This is a genomic window from Bacillus sp. JK62 (assembly GCF_053663455.1).
On sequence record NZ_JBSJQA010000009.1, the window covers coordinates 51,633 to 67,298 of the forward strand.

The following is a 15,666-nucleotide window of genomic DNA, read 5'->3' on the forward strand; positions in this document are numbered from 1 at the left end:
GACAGCCGGTTTTTTGTTTTTGTCCTATTCCGTAAAACCAATACATACTATAAAACGTCATGTGGGTGTCCGGGTGAAGAAAACCGCTTGACTGTTTAAGGCCGCTTCGGTACCTTATATAAGTGTTTTATTTTCTTGCTAAACAAATTCCGCCGTATTTTTTTGATAGGAGTTGCTGACATGACGGAAGAAAGAAAAGAAACGTTGGAAGAAGAAAAACAGCATCAGGGAACTGATGAAGAACCGCTGTCGAGAATGTCCAGAAATGCGGGACGTTATCAAAAGCAAAAGAAAAAAGAAAAGGAACGGCGCCCGGCTCCGGCTTTTACAGAAAAACTCGCTTCTGCATGGGCCGCGGTCAAACGTTATTGCCGTTTCGCGCTGCGCATTTTGACTTCACCGGTGAAGGTCGTTGGGGAAGACGGCTTTTCCCGCTTTAAATATGCTCTTATTTCAATGCTTGTATTCAGTATCTTTTTCTCAATCGGAAATTGGTTTCAGCTGAGGGCAAGCCAGCAAAGGCCTCTCGGATACGGGGAGCGGCATCATACGTTTTTTGACGGCTTTACCGTCGTTCTCGTGTACACGCTCGTCTTTTTTGCCGCTGCGGCGGGCGCGGTCTGGCTTGTATCACGTTATATGATGAAGCAGAAAATTACGATGCGGGATGCGGCCGCGGGGGTCGGATCGCTTTTGGTTCCGGCTGTCGCCTGCTCTATCGTGTGGATGATTTTCGCGATATTGAATCTGCCGGTCATCACCGTGGTGTTTACGGCGCTGACCTTGTTTCTGGCCGCCTCGGCGATGGTGCAGTTTGTGCAGATTCTATACAAATCGGCTGAAAAGCCTGCGGCTGACGTGATGTACTGTATTTCCGCGGCGGTCATCATCATGCTCGTTTTTACGGCTGTGACATGGCCGCTCATTTCCGAGTACTTTACTGCTTCGCTGATCCCTTTATAAGTCGAAATTTGTCTTTCACAATGTTTACAAATTTTTCTAATAAAGCGTGTTGTTTTGAGGACCCGGCCGAGATATGATGAGAGCAACAGCAATTCGAAAGCGGCACTACTCTTTATGATTCGGAAAGGGATGATGAAGATGGCCCCGTTGTTGCGAGAAGCCATTAATCGGAAAAAACAGCACCTGAGGACAAAACTGATCCGCTCTGGGTTTTATCAAGACCATGTTCAGGAACTGTCCGGATACACGCTGAGTGAACTTGAGAAGGAATATGAAGCCGTCAAACGATTGAAAAAAGCCGAGCTTCACTGATAAGAGCTTGAAAGTCTGCCTTGCGGGGCGGGCTTTTTTTTCTTTTGAAAATGATGAAAAGAGGGTAAACTATCCTTAATTGAAAGATTGGCTTTTCAAAGTCAGAGGAGGGGAATCAGTGATGCAGACAATTTTATCCAACAGTATAGGTATGGTTCTCATTATTCTCATCATTAACATTATATATGTCTCTTTCTTTACGATCAGGATGATTCTGACATTAAAGGGACAGCGCTATTTCGCCGCAGGCATCAGTACGATTGAAATCCTTGTGTATGTGACCGGCCTGAGTCTCGTTCTCGGCAATCTGAATCAAATTCAAAACGTCATTGCCTATGCGCTCGGCTACGGCCTCGGCGTCATAGTGGGAATGAAAATTGAAGAAAAACTGGCGCTCGGCTACATAACAGTCAACGTCATTACGAAAGAGCTTGATCTGGACCTGCCGAAACAGCTCCGGGAAAAAGGATACGGTGTTACAAGCTGGGTTGCGGGCGGACTTGAAGGAGACCGGACCGCCATGCAGATTCTGACGCCGCGCAAATATGAGCTTCAGCTTTATGATACGATTAAAACGCTTGATGAAAAAGCGTTTATCATCGCCTTTGAGCCGAAAACGATCCACGGCGGATTCTGGGTGAAAGCAGTGAAGAAGAGGAGAATTAAGGAATGACAAAGCCAAAAAAGAAACGGTTTGAAGTAACGGAAGATGAAACGATTGACACCATTCTCACTTTAATGAAGGAAGAGGGTTATATGCCCGTCCGGCGGATGGAAGAGCCGATCTTTACAGAAAAGAAAGAAAATGGATCAATTCAAGTCGTTCCTTGCGGGAAAAAAATCGTATTTGAAGGGAAATTGATCTAAACACGAACATTAAAAGAAAGAATTTTTATATCGTTCGATAATGTCGTTGACATTATCCAAGTCCGTTGTTAAGATAAACATGAAATCAAAACACGACCTCATATAATCTTGGGAATATGGCCCATAAGTTTCTACCCGGCTGCCGTAAACGGCCGGACTATGCAGGAAAGTGATAAACAGCTGACATGGATATCGCAGAAGCGAACGACTGACGATACGCGCGCCATGCCCGGTTTGTATTGCTTCCTCATAGTTGCAATATAAGCCGGGCTTTTTTTTCTGAAAAACAAAGCATGAGAAGGTGGGAACAGAATGCAGCCGCTAGCAGGAATCATCATGGGAAGCACCTCCGATTGGGAGACAATGAAACATGCATGCGACATACTTGACGAACTTCACATTCCTTATGAAAAACAGGTAGTATCCGCGCACCGGACGCCTGATTTGATGTTTGAATATGCAGAAAGCGCCAGAGACAGAGGCTTAAAAGTCATTATTGCCGGAGCTGGTGGAGCGGCGCATTTGCCGGGGATGACGGCGGCCAAAACGACGCTGCCGGTGATCGGCGTACCGGTTCAGACAAAATCGCTTAACGGGCTTGATTCTCTTCTGTCTATCGTACAGATGCCCGGCGGCGTGCCGGTCGCGACGACGGCGATCGGAAAAGCGGGCGCAGTGAACGCGGGTCTGTTAGCCGCGCAGATTTTGTCGGCATTTGACGGTGACATTGCGGATAAACTAGAGGCGAGAAGAAATGCGACAAAACAAACGGTGCTGGAAAGCAGTGATCAGCTTGTCTGATAAAAAAACGATTTATCCCGGCGCCGTCATCGGCATTATCGGAGGCGGACAGCTCGGAAAAATGATGGCTGTCGCCGCAAAACAGATGGGCTATAAAGTCGCAGTCGTCGATCCCGTGAAAGACTCGCCATGCGGACAGATCGCCGATATTGAGATTACCGCCCAGTATAATGACCGTGAAGCGATTCAAAAATTGGCCGGAGTCAGTGACATCATTACGTACGAATTTGAAAATATCGATTACGAGGCGCTCAACTGGCTCAAAGAACATGCATATCTTCCCCAGGGAAGCGAGCTGCTGCTTATCACCCAAAACAGGGAAACGGAAAAAAAGGCGATCCAGTCAGCAGGCTGTCAAGTCGCTCCTTATCGGATCGTAAACAGCGGACGGGAGCTTGAGGAAGCTGTTCAGGCACTGGGGCTCCCGGCGGTGCTGAAAACATGCCGCGGCGGATATGACGGCAAAGGCCAATTTGTCATTAAGGAAGAAGGACAGACAGATGAAGCGGCCGCGCTGCTAGAAAACGGCACGTGCATACTGGAAAGCTGGGTATCATTCCGGATGGAGCTTTCCGTTATCGTGACGAGATCGGCTCACGGTGAGATTTCAACCTTTCCGGCTGCTGAAAATATCCATAAAAATAATATTCTGTTCCAAAGCATCGTGCCCGCGAGAGCGGAGGAAACGGTTCAAAAGCGGGCAGAGGCGCTTGCCGTTCAGCTCGCGGAGAAATTGGAGCTTGTCGGGCCGCTTGCGGTGGAAATGTTCGTCACAGAAGACGGAAACCTTTTGATCAATGAACTGGCGCCGCGTCCTCACAACTCCGGGCATTATACGCTCGACCTTTGTGAAACGAGCCAGTTCGAACAGCACATCAGAGCAGTCTGCGGACTTCCTCTCGGCAGAACCGATCTTCTCAAACCGGGGATGATGGTGAATCTGCTCGGTGATGAAGTGAAGCTTGCGGAGGAGCATACGGAGCTTTTAAAAGAAGCCAAACTGTACCTGTACGGAAAACATGAGATTAAAAAAGGCCGCAAAATGGGGCATATGACATTTTTGCGGAAGCCTGATGAAACATGGATTCAGGACATCACGAACATATGGATGAAAAGAGACGGAGGACGAGCATAATGATCGAACGTTATTCAAGACCTGAAATGTCCGCGATCTGGACGGACGAAAACAGATACCAGGCATGGCTGGAAGTCGAGATTTTAGCCTGTGAAGCCTGGGCTGAGCTTGGCGTCATTCCGAAAGAAGACGTCAAGGTCATGCGCGAAAACGCGTCTTTTGACATCAACCGCATTTTGGAAATCGAGCAGGATACGCGCCATGACGTCGTTGCATTTACCCGCGCGGTTTCAGAATCATTAGGCGAAGAAAGAAAATGGGTCCACTACGGCCTGACGTCAACAGATGTCGTGGATACCGCTCTTTCCTATCTATTAAAACAGGCGAATGAGATCTTGCTCAAGGACATTGAGAGATTTGTTGACATTATAAAAGAAAAAGCGAAAGAACATAAATACACGGTCATGATGGGCCGCACGCACGGCGTACACGCGGAACCGACGACATTCGGCCTGAAACTCGCGCTTTGGCACGAAGAAATGAAACGCAACCTTGAACGTTTCAAGCAGGCAAAAGAAGGGATCGAAGTCGGGAAGCTTTCCGGCGCGGTCGGCACATATGCAAATATTGATCCGTTCGTAGAGCAGTATGTCTGCGAAAAACTCGGCCTGAAAGCGGCGCCGATTTCCACTCAGACATTACAGCGCGACCGTCATGCGGATTACATGGCGGCACTGGCTTTGATCGCGACGAGCATTGAAAAATTCGCAGTGGAAATCCGCGGTCTGCAAAAGAGTGAAACACGTGAAGTGGAAGAGTTTTTTGCAAAAGGACAAAAAGGCTCATCGGCTATGCCTCATAAACGGAATCCGATCGGGTCGGAAAATATGACGGGCATGGCGCGCGTGATCCGCGGGTACATGCTGACGGCATACGAAAATGTACCGTTATGGCATGAGCGTGATATTTCTCATTCATCAGCTGAACGCATCATTCTTCCTGACGCGACAATCGCGCTGAATTACATGCTGAACCGATTCAGCAATATCGTCAAAAACTTAACGGTATTCCCGGAAAATATGAAACGCAACATGGACCGCACACTCGGTTTAATCTATTCTCAGCGCGTGCTGCTCGCTTTAATCGACACGGGTCTGCCTCGTGAAGAAGCATATGACACGGTTCAGCCGAAAGCGATGGAAGCTTGGGAAAAACAAGTGCCGTTCCGCCAGCTTGTCGAAGCGGAGGAAAAAATCACGTCCCGCCTCACACCGGAACAGATTGCCGATTGCTTTGACTACAATTATCATCTGAAAAACGTCGACTTGATCTTTGAGCGTTTAGGTTTATAGAAGAAGCCAGCTGGAGGCGGCTTCTTCAGCCGCCTTAGATTGAATATTCCCAACATTCGGGTTAGGAGGCCTTCCGTGAATATTGTGAACAATAATCTTCTTTATGAAGGAAAAGCGAAACGAATTTATCAAACTGAAGACGAACAGATTCTCCGCGTGGTCTACAAGGATTCCGCAACAGCCTTTAACGGTGAGAAAAAAGCGGAGATCAGCGGAAAGGGCCGTCTGAACAATGAAATTTCAAGCCTGATTTTCAAACATCTGCACGCCAAAGGAATTGACAACCACTTTGTGGAGCGTGTTTCAGAATCAGAGCAGCTCATCAAAAAAGTGAGCATCATTCCGCTTGAAGTCGTGGTCAGAAACATTGCCGCCGGAAGCATGTCGAAACGTCTCGGCATCCCGGAAGGAACAGAGCTCCCGCAGCCGATTATCGAATTTTACTACAAGGATGACGCACTGGGTGATCCGCTCATCACTGAAGATCATATCTGGCTCTTAAAAGCAGCGGCTCCTGAGCAGGTCAAAACGATCAAATCGATTACAAACCAGGTGAACCAAGAGCTGCAGCATATTTTTGAAGACTGCGGCGTCAGATTAATAGATTTTAAGCTGGAATTCGGCTTAGACGCAGAGGGACGGGTGCTTTTAGCGGATGAAATTTCTCCTGACACGTGCCGTCTGTGGGACAAAGACACAAACGAAAAGCTCGATAAAGATTTGTTCAGACGGAACCTGGGAAGCTTAACCGACGCATATGAAGAGATTTTCAAAAGACTGGGAGGCATTTCATAATGTATAAAGTGAAAGTTTATGTCAGCTTAAAAGAAAGTGTGCTCGATCCTCAAGGAAGCGCGGTGCAGCATGCATTGCACAGCATGACCTACAATGAAGTGCAGGATGTGCGCATCGGAAAATACATGGAGCTGACGATCGAAAAATCTGACCGCGATCTTGACGCGCTCGTGAAAGAAATGTGTGAAAAGCTCCTTGCCAATACAGTCATTGAAGACTACCGATATGAAGTTGAGGAGGTTGTCGCACAGTGAAATTTGCGGTGATTGTGTTACCCGGCTCCAACTGTGATATTGATATGTTCCACGCCGTAAAGGACGAACTCGGCGAAGAAGTCGAGTATGTCTGGCACGAGGAAACAAGCCTTGACGGATTTGACGGCGTACTCATCCCCGGCGGGTTTTCATACGGCGACTACTTGAGATGCGGCGCCATCGCCAGATTCGCAAACATCATGCCGGCCGTGAAAAAAGCGGCTGCCGAAGGAAAACCGGTTCTCGGCGTCTGCAACGGATTCCAGATTCTGCAGGAGCTCGGACTTCTGCCCGGCGCCATGAGACGCAACAAAGATTTAAAGTTCATCTGCCGCCCGGTTGAATTAATCGTGCAGAACGGCGGTACGTTATTCACATCTTCCTATGAAAAGGGACAATCGATTACGATTCCGGTTGCCCACGGCGAAGGCAATTTCTACTGTGATGACGAAACGCTTGAAAGATTAAAAGAAAACAATCAAATCGCCTTCACATACGGCGGCGATATTAACGGAAGCGTCAGCGGCATTGCCGGCGTCGTGAATGAGAAAGGCAACGTATTAGGCATGATGCCTCACCCTGAGCGCGCAGTCGATGAACTGCTCGGCAGCGCAGACGGTCTTACATTGTTCCGGTCTATCGTGAAAAATTGGAGGGAAACTCATGTCGCTACTGCTTGAACCAAGTAAAGAACAAATAAAAGAAGAGAAACTCTATCAGCAAATGGGTGTCAGTGATGACGAGTTCGCACTCATTGAATCTATTATCGGAAGATTGCCGAACTACACGGAAATCGGGATTTTTTCCGTGATGTGGTCAGAGCACTGCAGCTATAAAAACTCAAAACCGGTTTTACGCAAATTCCCGACTAGCGGCGAACGCGTGCTGCAGGGTCCCGGAGAAGGCGCGGGAATCGTTGACATCGGTGACAATCAGGCGGTCGTGTTCAAAATTGAATCGCATAACCATCCGTCAGCGCTTGAGCCATACCAGGGTGCTGCGACCGGAGTGGGCGGTATCATCCGTGACGTTTTCTCAATGGGCGCCCGTCCGATAGCTGTATTAAACTCTCTTCGATTTGGTGAACTCACTTCACCTCGTGTGAAGTACTTGTTTGAAGAAGTAGTGGCGGGAATCGCGGGATACGGAAACTGTATCGGCATCCCGACGGTCGGCGGAGAAGTGCAGTTTGACGCAAGCTATGAAGGCAATCCGCTTGTCAATGCAATGTGTGTCGGCTTGATTGATCATAAAGATATTAAAAAAGGCCAGGCGAAAGGTGTCGGCAACACGGTCATGTACGTCGGCGCTAAAACGGGCCGCGACGGCATACACGGCGCTACTTTCGCATCAGAAGAAATGTCAGATTCATCTGAAGAAAAACGTTCTGCCGTGCAGGTCGGCGATCCTTTCATGGAAAAACTTCTCCTGGAAGCATGCCTTGAAGTCATCCAATGCGACGCCTTAGTCGGCATTCAGGATATGGGGGCGGCCGGTCTGACAAGTTCGAGTGCTGAAATGGCAAGCAAAGCCGGCTCCGGCATTGAAATGAACCTTGATCTCATTCCGCAGCGGGAAACGGGTATGACCGCTTACGAAATGATGCTTTCCGAGTCTCAGGAACGCATGCTTCTCGTCATTGAACGCGGACGTGAACAGGAAATTGTCGATATTTTTGATAAATATGATCTTGAAGCGGTTTCCGTAGGTCATGTTACGGATGATAAAATGCTCCGCCTCCGCCATAACGGAGAGGTTGTTTGCGAACTTCCGGTCGACGCACTGGCGGAAGAAGCGCCCGTATACCACAAACCGTCAGCAGAACCCGCGTACTACCGCGAGTTTCAGAAAACGGAAGTTGCCGCGCCTGAAGTGAAAGATGGGACAGAGACGCTTTTTGCCCTGCTGCAGCAGCCGACAATCGCCAGCAAAGAGTGGGTGTATGATCAATATGACTACATGGTGCGTACAAATACGGTGGTCGCTCCCGGCTCTGACGCGGGAGTGCTCAGAATCCGCGGCACGAAAAAAGCGCTGGCAATGACGACGGATTGCAACGCCCGTTATTTATATCTTGATCCAGAAGAAGGCGGAAAAATCGCCGTTGCCGAAGCGGCGCGCAACATCGTATGCTCCGGCGCCGAACCGCTTGCGGTCACGGATAATCTGAATTTCGGAAACCCGGAAAAACCTGAAATTTTCTGGCAGATCGAAAAAGCGGCCGACGGCATCAGCGAGGCGTGCAATGTTCTCAGCACACCCGTCATCGGCGGAAACGTATCACTTTATAATGAATCGAACGGAACGGCCATCTACCCGACGCCTGTTATCGGCATGGTCGGCTTAATTGAAGATACCGCTCATATTACGACACAGCATTTCAAACAAGCGGGGGATCTTGTATACGTGATCGGCGAAACAAAACCTGAGTTTGCCGGAAGCGAACTGCAAAAAATGACAGAAGGCCGCATTTACGGCAAAGCGCCGCAAATCGATCTTGATATAGAGCTGTCACGCCAAAAAGCATTGCTTGACGCGATTAAAAAAGGCTTCGTTCAATCCGCGCATGACGTATCAGAAGGCGGCTTAGGCGTAGCGATCGCAGAAAGCGTCATGACGACGGAAAACCTTGGCGCCAACGTGACTGTTGCAGGGGAAGCGGCGTTATTATTCTCTGAATCTCAATCCCGCTTCGTCGTTTCGGTCAAAAAAGAACACCAAGCGGCCTTTGAAGCAGCTGCGGCTGATGCGGTTCATATCGGTGAGGTAACGGCTGACGGACTTCTGGCGATTCAAAATCAGGACGGACAACAATTGGTTCACGCGCAAACGAAAGAACTTGAGCGCGCGTGGAAAGGAGCTATTCCATGCTTGCTGAAATCAAAGGCCTGAATGAAGAATGCGGTGTGTTTGGCATCTGGGGACATGAAGAAGCCCCGCAAATTACGTATTACGGCCTCCACAGCCTCCAGCACAGAGGACAGGAAGGCGCGGGAATTGTCGCGACTGACGGTGAAAAACTGACGGCGCACAAAGGCCAAGGACTGATCACTGAAGTATTTCAAAACGGCGAGCTCAGCAAAGTAAAGGGAAAAGGCGCGATCGGGCACGTTCGTTACGCAACGGCTGGAGGGGGCGGATATGAAAATGTTCAGCCGCTCCTGTTCCGTTCGCAAAACAACGGCAGCCTCGCGCTCGCCCATAACGGCAACTTGGTCAACGCCACACAGTTGAAGCAGCAGCTTGAAAACCAAGGGAGCATTTTTCAGACTTCCTCCGATACGGAAGTGCTGGCTCATCTGATTAAACGCAGCGGACACTTTTCGCTGAAGGATCAGATCAAAAATTCGCTATCTATGCTGAAAGGCGCTTATGCCTTTTTAATCATGACAGAAACAGAGATGATTGTAGCGCTTGACCCGAACGGACTCAGACCGCTGTCAATCGGCATCATGGGCGATGCTTATGTGGTCGCTTCAGAAACGTGCGCATTTGACGTCGTCGGCGCAACGTACCTTCGCGAGGTAGAGCCGGGCGAAATGCTGATCATCAACGATGAAGGCATGAAATCAGAGCGCTTTTCCATGAATATCAACCGTTCCATCTGCAGCATGGAGTACATTTATTTCTCAAGACCTGACAGCAATATCGACGGCATTAACGTGCACAGCGCCCGGAAAAACCTCGGGAAAATGCTTGCCCAGGAGTCAGCGGTTGAAGCGGATGTCGTCACAGGCGTGCCTGATTCCAGTATTTCTGCGGCCATCGGCTATGCCGAGGCAACGGGCATCCCGTACGAACTCGGTCTCATTAAAAACCGTTATGTCGGCAGAACGTTTATCCAGCCGTCACAGGCTCTCCGTGAGCAAGGCGTCAGAATGAAGCTGTCCGCCGTCCGCGGTGTTGTCGAAGGAAAACGGGTCGTCATGGTTGATGATTCCATCGTGCGCGGGACGACAAGCCGCCGGATTGTCACAATGCTCAGAGAAGCGGGGGCGACAGAGGTGCACGTCAAGATCAGTTCACCGCCGATCGCTCATCCGTGCTTCTACGGCATCGACACATCAACCCATGAGGAGCTGATCGCTTCTTCTCATTCCGTGGAAGAAATCCGTCAGATCATCGGAGCCGACACGCTTTCTTTCTTAAGTGTAGACGGATTGTTAAAAGGAGTCGGCCGAAAATTTGAAGACACCAATTGCGGACAATGCCTCGCTTGTTTTACGGGCAAATATCCGACGGAAATTTATCAGGATACAGTGCTTCCTCACGTAAAAGAAGCGGTGCTGACAAAATAAAATGTGAAAATGACATAAAGGCAGCGGGAATTCAGGCTGCCTTTCTCTTTCTGCCTTTTAAGGAGAAACGAATTGACAAGGAGTGATAGGGATGTCTGATGCTTATAAAAATGCCGGGGTTGACATCGAAGCCGGATATGAAGCCGTCAAACGAATGAAAAAACACGTGGAGCGCACGAAAAGGCTCGGCGTTATGGGAAGCCTGGGCGGTTTTGGCGGAATGTTTGATCTGTCAGAGCTTCCGTATCAAAAGCCTGTTTTGATTTCCGGAACAGACGGTGTCGGCACCAAACTGAAACTCGCATTTTCAATGGATAAGCATGACACGATCGGCGTCGATGCGGTCGCGATGTGTGTAAACGATGTGCTTGCCCAGGGAGCGGAGCCGCTGTTTTTCCTTGATTATTTGGCGGTCGGCAAGGCTGATCCGGTGAAAATTGAGCAGATCGTTCAGGGTGTGGCGGACGGATGCGAGCAGTCAGGATCAGCGCTTATCGGCGGTGAGACGGCGGAAATGCCGGGGCTGTATACGTCTGATGAATACGATATTGCGGGCTTTTCAGTCGGCGTCGCGGAAAAAGACGAAATCGTCACCGGTGAACATATCGAAGAGGGGCATCTCTTAATCGGACTTACTTCAAGCGGCCTTCACAGCAACGGATTTTCCCTTGTGAGAAAAGTGCTTCTTGATGACGGCGGACTTGATTTGGATACTGTCTATGAACCGTTTGCGCGTCCTCTCGGAGAAGAATTGCTGGAACCGACGAGAATATATGTGAAGCCGGTGCTCAAGGCGGTGAAAAGCGGTAAGGTGGACGGCATGGCGCATGTGACAGGCGGAGGATTCATCGAGAACATCCCGCGGATGCTGCCGGACGGATTGAGCGCGGAAATTGATCACGGATCATGGCCGATCCCGCCGATTTTTCCGTTTCTGCAGGAGCACGGCAAGCTGAAAGAAGAAGAAATGTTCAATGTTTTTAATATGGGCATCGGTTTTGTCCTTGCCGTTAAAGAAGAAAACCTGACAGACGTCATCGGCACGCTTGAAGCTCAGGGCGAGAAGGCTTATCTGATCGGCCGGGTCAAGCGGGGCGAAGGCATTTCTTTCGGCGGTGCGGCTCTTTCATGAAAAAGTTTGCGGTATTTGCTTCAGGAAACGGATCGAACTTCGAGGCCATTGCCAAACGCATGAGAGAAGAGAAGTGGGATGCGGAGCTCTCGCTTCTCGTGACGGATAAGCCTCAGGCAAAGGCGGCGGAAAGGGCGGAGGCTTTACATATCCCGTCATTCGCCTTTGAACCGTCATCTTTTGAAAACAAAGCGGCCTTTGAACAGGCCATTATTGAACAGCTGCGCCTGCACGGGGCGGAATTAATCGTTCTCGCCGGCTATATGAGACTGATTGGAGATACGCTGCTTGAAGCATACGGGGGCCGCATTATTAATATACATCCCTCGCTTCTTCCGGCATTCCCTGGGATTGACGCTGTCGGACAGGCGTATCGGGCCGGTGTGAAAGTGGCGGGTATTACCGTTCATTACGTCGACGAAGGCATGGACACCGGACCGATTATCGCGCAAAAAGCATTTGAAATACAGGAAAACGATACGCTTGAAGACATAGAGCGTACAATACACGAGCTTGAGCACAAATGGTATCCGAGCGTTGTGAAACGGCTGCTGGGACTAAATAACAGAGGTGAAAAGGCATGACAATCAAACGCGCACTAATCAGTGTTTCTGATAAAACAAATCTCGTACCTTTCGTAAAGGAACTGACAGAGCTCGGCGTCGAAGTCATTTCGACCGGAGGAACAAAAAAACTTCTTCAGGAAAACGGTGTGGATGTCATCGGCATTTCAGAAGTGACCGGATTTCCTGAAATTATGGACGGTCGGTTAAAAACGCTCCATCCTAATATTCACGGCGGTCTGCTTGCCGTAAGAGATAATGAAGAGCATATGGCGCAGATCAATGAGCACGGCATTGCACCGATTGACCTTGTGGTCGTCAACCTTTATCCGTTTAAAGAAACGATTTCAAAAGAAGACGTAACATACGATGAAGCGATAGAAAACATTGATATCGGCGGCCCAGGCATGCTGCGCGCCGCATCGAAAAACCATCAGGATGTGACGGTCATCACAGATCCGGCCGATTACAGCTCTGTGCTCAATGAGATGAAAGAACACGGCGGCGTTTCGCTCAAAAGAAAACGCGAGCTTGCGGCCAAAGTATTCCGCCATACCGCGGCATACGACGCATTAATCGCTGATTACTTAACACGCGAGGCCGGTGAGAAAGACCCTGAGCAATTCACCGTTACTTTTGAGAAAAAACAGTCGCTCCGCTACGGTGAAAACCCTCACCAAGAGGCGGTTTTCTACCAAAGCGCACGTCCTGTCTCCGGTTCCATCGCGGCGGCAAAACAGCTTCACGGCAAAGAGCTTTCTTACAACAATATTAAGGACGCGGATGCGGCCGTTCAAATCGTCCGGGAATTTACAGAACCCGCAGCTGTTGCCGTTAAACATATGAATCCGTGCGGAGTCGGTACGGGAGCTTCAATTGAGGAAGCATTCAATAAAGCGTATGAAGCTGATAAAACCTCCATTTTCGGCGGCATCATCGCGCTGAACCGTGAAGTTGATCAGGCAACGGCTGAAGCCCTTCACGGCATCTTTTTAGAAATCATTATCGCCCCTTCTTTCAGTGAAGAAGCGCTGAACGTGCTGACGGCGAAGAAAAACCTTCGTCTGCTCACGCTTGACGTGACCGCATCAGGAAAGAAAGAAAAACAGCTGACTTCCGTACAGGGCGGTCTTTTGATTCAAGATTTAGACGTCCATGGATTTGATGACGCCGACATCAGCATTCCGACAAAAAGAGAGCCGAGCGAGCAGGAATGGGAAGATTTGAAGCTGGCCTGGAAAGTCGTCAAACACGTGAAATCCAACGCGATCGTGCTTGCAAAAGACCATATGACGGTCGGTGTGGGCGCAGGACAGATGAATCGCGTCGGTTCAGCCAAAATCGCCATTGAGCAGGCCGGAGAAAAAGCAAAAGGCAGCACGCTCGGATCAGACGCGTTTTTCCCGATGCCGGATACAGTCGAAGAAGCCGCAAAAGCCGGTGTCACGGCGATTATCCAGCCCGGCGGATCGGTCCGCGATGAAGATTCAATTAAAAAAGCGGATGAATACGGCATCGCCATGGTATTCACCGGCATCAGACATTTCAAACATTAAGGGGAGGGGAACGAAGCGTGAATGTATTGATTATCGGAAAAGGCGGCAGAGAGCATACATTGGCTTGGAAAGCGGCGCAAAGCCCGCTTGTTGACACGGTGTACGCCGCGCCCGGAAATGACGGTATGGCAGACTGCGCGACACTGGTCAACATTGAAGAAAGCGATCATGCCGCACTCATTGCGTTTGCGAAAGAACATCATGTCGGCCTGACGATTATCGGCCCTGAAGTTCCTCTGATTGAAGGGATAGCCGACCAGTTTGAAAAAGCCGGACTGCTTGTTTTCGGACCGTCTGAAAAAGCGGCTATTATTGAAGGAAGCAAACAGTTTGCCAAGGATTTAATGAAAAAACACGGCATTCCGACGGCGGAGTACGAGACGTTTACTTCATTTGAAGAGGCGAAAGCATATGTACAGCAAAAAGGCGCGCCGATTGTCATTAAAGCGGACGGACTTGCCGCCGGAAAAGGTGTCACAGTCGCGATGACGGAAGAAGAAGCGATTGAATGCCTGCACGATTTTCTTGAGGACGAGAAATTCGGGGAGGCGAGCGCATCTGTTGTCATTGAAGAGTTTCTCGCCGGCGAAGAATTTTCTTTAATGGCGTTTGTAAAAGGGGAGACCGTCTATCCGATGGTCATCGCTCAAGACCATAAACGCGCCTTCGATGGAGACAAAGGGCCGAATACGGGCGGAATGGGCGCCTACTCACCGGTGCCGCACATTTCCGATGATATCGTCAGAAGCGCAGTCGAAACGATTGTGAAGCCGGCGGCAAAAGCAATGGTGAAAGAGGGGCGCTCCTTCACGGGCGTGCTGTACGCGGGGCTGATTCTGACGGAAGACGGATCAAAGGTCATTGAATTCAACGCGCGCTTCGGAGATCCGGAAACACAGGTCGTCGTGCCGAGAATGGAATCTGACCTCATTCAGGTGCTCTTAGATCTTCTGCATGAGAAAGATGTTGACCTAAGATGGAAGGATACGGCCGCGGTCAGCGTTGTCTTGGCTTCTGAAGGCTATCCGGAAGGCTATGCGAAAGGGACGCCGATCGGCAGTTTGACGTCCGCTGAAGACGGGATCGCCGTTTTTCATGCCGGAACGAAAAAAGACGGCGGACAATTTGTTACGAACGGCGGCCGGGTCGCCAATGTCACGGCATTTGCTGAGACATTTGAAGCGGCGAGGGATAAAGTGTACAGCGCCGTTTCAGGGCTGACAAAACCCGGACTGTTTTACAGAAGCGATATCGGCGCCCGTGCGCTGAAAGCATCGCAGCGATAAAGAGGAAACCCCCGCGTCTTAAAAGATGCGGGTTTCTTCTGAATGACGACTAAGATTGTCATGCAGTCTTGAATTCTGTCCCGGCTTTTGTGATGCCGGGATCGCCGGCAGATTCTTCTCATACTCGCGGGACAGGAGAAAAAAATAACAAGCCGAAACGGCTTGTTATTTTTCTTGCTGATGGCTGTCATCCTGATTCATTCCGGCTTGGAACATATATGTCACCGGACAGAAGCGGAGGATGCCGGACGCCGCTTTCATCGCGCCCATCATCATACAGAAGAGATGCATCTTGCACCAAGGTTTTCTCGTGTATTTTGCTGAAGCGGCAGACAAAATGGTGAGGCCGCAAGTGATGCGCATAACGGCATTTAATAAACTGATATTCGGTTTCATCATTTCAGCTCCCTTA

Annotated in this window: 17 protein-coding genes and 1 riboswitch; of the genes, 16 read left to right on the plus strand and 1 reads right to left on the minus strand. The window is 49.7% G+C overall.

Annotation, left to right across the window (positions count from 1 at the left end; translation table 11 throughout):
• Window positions 1-180: 180 nt before the first annotated feature.
• From ACWJJ4_RS18545 to purD, 16 genes are all read left to right on the plus strand, one after another.
• Window positions 181-963, plus strand: a complete 783-nt coding sequence (locus ACWJJ4_RS18545) for a hypothetical protein (protein ID WP_014304542.1) — start codon at window positions 181-183, stop codon at window positions 961-963.
• 138 nt (window positions 964-1,101) lie between these two features.
• A complete protein-coding gene (locus ACWJJ4_RS18550; RefSeq protein ID WP_003155777.1) occupies window positions 1,102-1,275 on the plus strand; it encodes a Fur-regulated basic protein FbpA in 174 nt (57 codons plus the stop codon).
• Between the two features lie 118 nt (window positions 1,276-1,393).
• On the plus strand, window positions 1,394-1,948 hold the full coding sequence (locus ACWJJ4_RS18555; protein WP_014469850.1) for a DUF2179 domain-containing protein: 555 nt from the start codon (window positions 1,394-1,396) through the stop codon (window positions 1,946-1,948).
• The gene (locus ACWJJ4_RS18560; protein ID WP_007609843.1) at window positions 1,945-2,142 is read left to right on the plus strand and encodes an NETI motif-containing protein; all 198 of its coding nucleotides are present in this window, start codon (window positions 1,945-1,947) and stop codon (window positions 2,140-2,142) included. The genes ACWJJ4_RS18555 and ACWJJ4_RS18560 overlap by 4 nt, the downstream gene beginning before the upstream one ends.
• A gap of 78 nt (window positions 2,143-2,220) precedes the next feature.
• Window positions 2,221-2,322, plus strand: a riboswitch (purine riboswitch).
• Window positions 2,323-2,454: 132 nt separating this feature from the next.
• Window positions 2,455-2,943, plus strand: a complete 489-nt coding sequence (gene purE / locus ACWJJ4_RS18565; RefSeq protein ID WP_003155768.1) for a 5-(carboxyamino)imidazole ribonucleotide mutase — start codon at window positions 2,455-2,457, stop codon at window positions 2,941-2,943.
• Window positions 2,897-4,078 carry a 5-(carboxyamino)imidazole ribonucleotide synthase gene (gene purK / locus ACWJJ4_RS18570; protein ID WP_454021865.1) on the plus strand — a complete coding sequence of 394 codons (1,182 nt, stop codon included), beginning with the start codon at window positions 2,897-2,899 and terminating at the stop codon, window positions 4,076-4,078. The genes purE and purK overlap by 47 nt, the downstream gene beginning before the upstream one ends.
• Entirely contained in the window at window positions 4,078-5,370 is a 1,293-nt protein-coding gene (gene purB, locus ACWJJ4_RS18575; RefSeq protein WP_007408896.1) for an adenylosuccinate lyase, read from the plus strand. The genes purK and purB overlap by 1 nt, the downstream gene beginning before the upstream one ends.
• 75 nt (window positions 5,371-5,445) lie before the next feature.
• On the plus strand, window positions 5,446-6,165 hold the full coding sequence (purC, locus tag ACWJJ4_RS18580) for a phosphoribosylaminoimidazolesuccinocarboxamide synthase (RefSeq protein WP_014417101.1): 720 nt from the start codon (window positions 5,446-5,448) through the stop codon (window positions 6,163-6,165).
• The gene (purS, locus tag ACWJJ4_RS18585) at window positions 6,165-6,419 is read left to right on the plus strand and encodes a phosphoribosylformylglycinamidine synthase subunit PurS (RefSeq protein ID WP_003155758.1); all 255 of its coding nucleotides are present in this window, start codon (window positions 6,165-6,167) and stop codon (window positions 6,417-6,419) included. The genes purC and purS overlap by 1 nt, the downstream gene beginning before the upstream one ends.
• On the plus strand, window positions 6,416-7,099 hold the full coding sequence (purQ, locus tag ACWJJ4_RS18590; RefSeq protein ID WP_007408898.1) for a phosphoribosylformylglycinamidine synthase subunit PurQ: 684 nt from the start codon (window positions 6,416-6,418) through the stop codon (window positions 7,097-7,099). Before purS ends, purQ begins: the two co-directional genes overlap by 4 nt.
• Window positions 7,083-9,311: a phosphoribosylformylglycinamidine synthase subunit PurL gene (purL, locus tag ACWJJ4_RS18595; RefSeq protein ID WP_454021866.1), complete on the plus strand. Its 2,229-nt coding sequence runs from the start codon at window positions 7,083-7,085 to the stop codon at window positions 9,309-9,311. Before purQ ends, purL begins: the two co-directional genes overlap by 17 nt.
• The gene (purF, locus tag ACWJJ4_RS18600) at window positions 9,287-10,717 is read left to right on the plus strand and encodes an amidophosphoribosyltransferase (RefSeq protein WP_060674456.1); all 1,431 of its coding nucleotides are present in this window, start codon (window positions 9,287-9,289) and stop codon (window positions 10,715-10,717) included. The genes purL and purF overlap by 25 nt, the downstream gene beginning before the upstream one ends.
• 91 nt (window positions 10,718-10,808) lie before the next feature.
• Window positions 10,809-11,849, plus strand: a complete 1,041-nt coding sequence (gene purM, locus ACWJJ4_RS18605) for a phosphoribosylformylglycinamidine cyclo-ligase (protein WP_003155753.1) — start codon at window positions 10,809-10,811, stop codon at window positions 11,847-11,849.
• A complete protein-coding gene (gene purN / locus ACWJJ4_RS18610; protein ID WP_204530338.1) occupies window positions 11,846-12,433 on the plus strand; it encodes a phosphoribosylglycinamide formyltransferase in 588 nt (195 codons plus the stop codon). Before purM ends, purN begins: the two co-directional genes overlap by 4 nt.
• On the plus strand, window positions 12,430-13,968 hold the full coding sequence (gene purH, locus ACWJJ4_RS18615; protein ID WP_353575432.1) for a bifunctional phosphoribosylaminoimidazolecarboxamide formyltransferase/IMP cyclohydrolase: 1,539 nt from the start codon (window positions 12,430-12,432) through the stop codon (window positions 13,966-13,968). Before purN ends, purH begins: the two co-directional genes overlap by 4 nt.
• Window positions 13,969-13,985: 17 nt before the next feature.
• Window positions 13,986-15,254 carry a phosphoribosylamine--glycine ligase gene (gene purD / locus ACWJJ4_RS18620; protein WP_353575431.1) on the plus strand — a complete coding sequence of 423 codons (1,269 nt, stop codon included), beginning with the start codon at window positions 13,986-13,988 and terminating at the stop codon, window positions 15,252-15,254.
• Between the two features lie 165 nt (window positions 15,255-15,419).
• On the opposite strand, the gene ACWJJ4_RS18625 is transcribed toward purD, so the two are convergent.
• The gene (locus tag ACWJJ4_RS18625; RefSeq protein WP_003155749.1) at window positions 15,420-15,650 is read right to left on the minus strand and encodes a YgaP family membrane protein; all 231 of its coding nucleotides are present in this window, start codon (window positions 15,648-15,650) and stop codon (window positions 15,420-15,422) included.
• Between the last annotated feature and the right edge of the window lie 16 nt (window positions 15,651-15,666).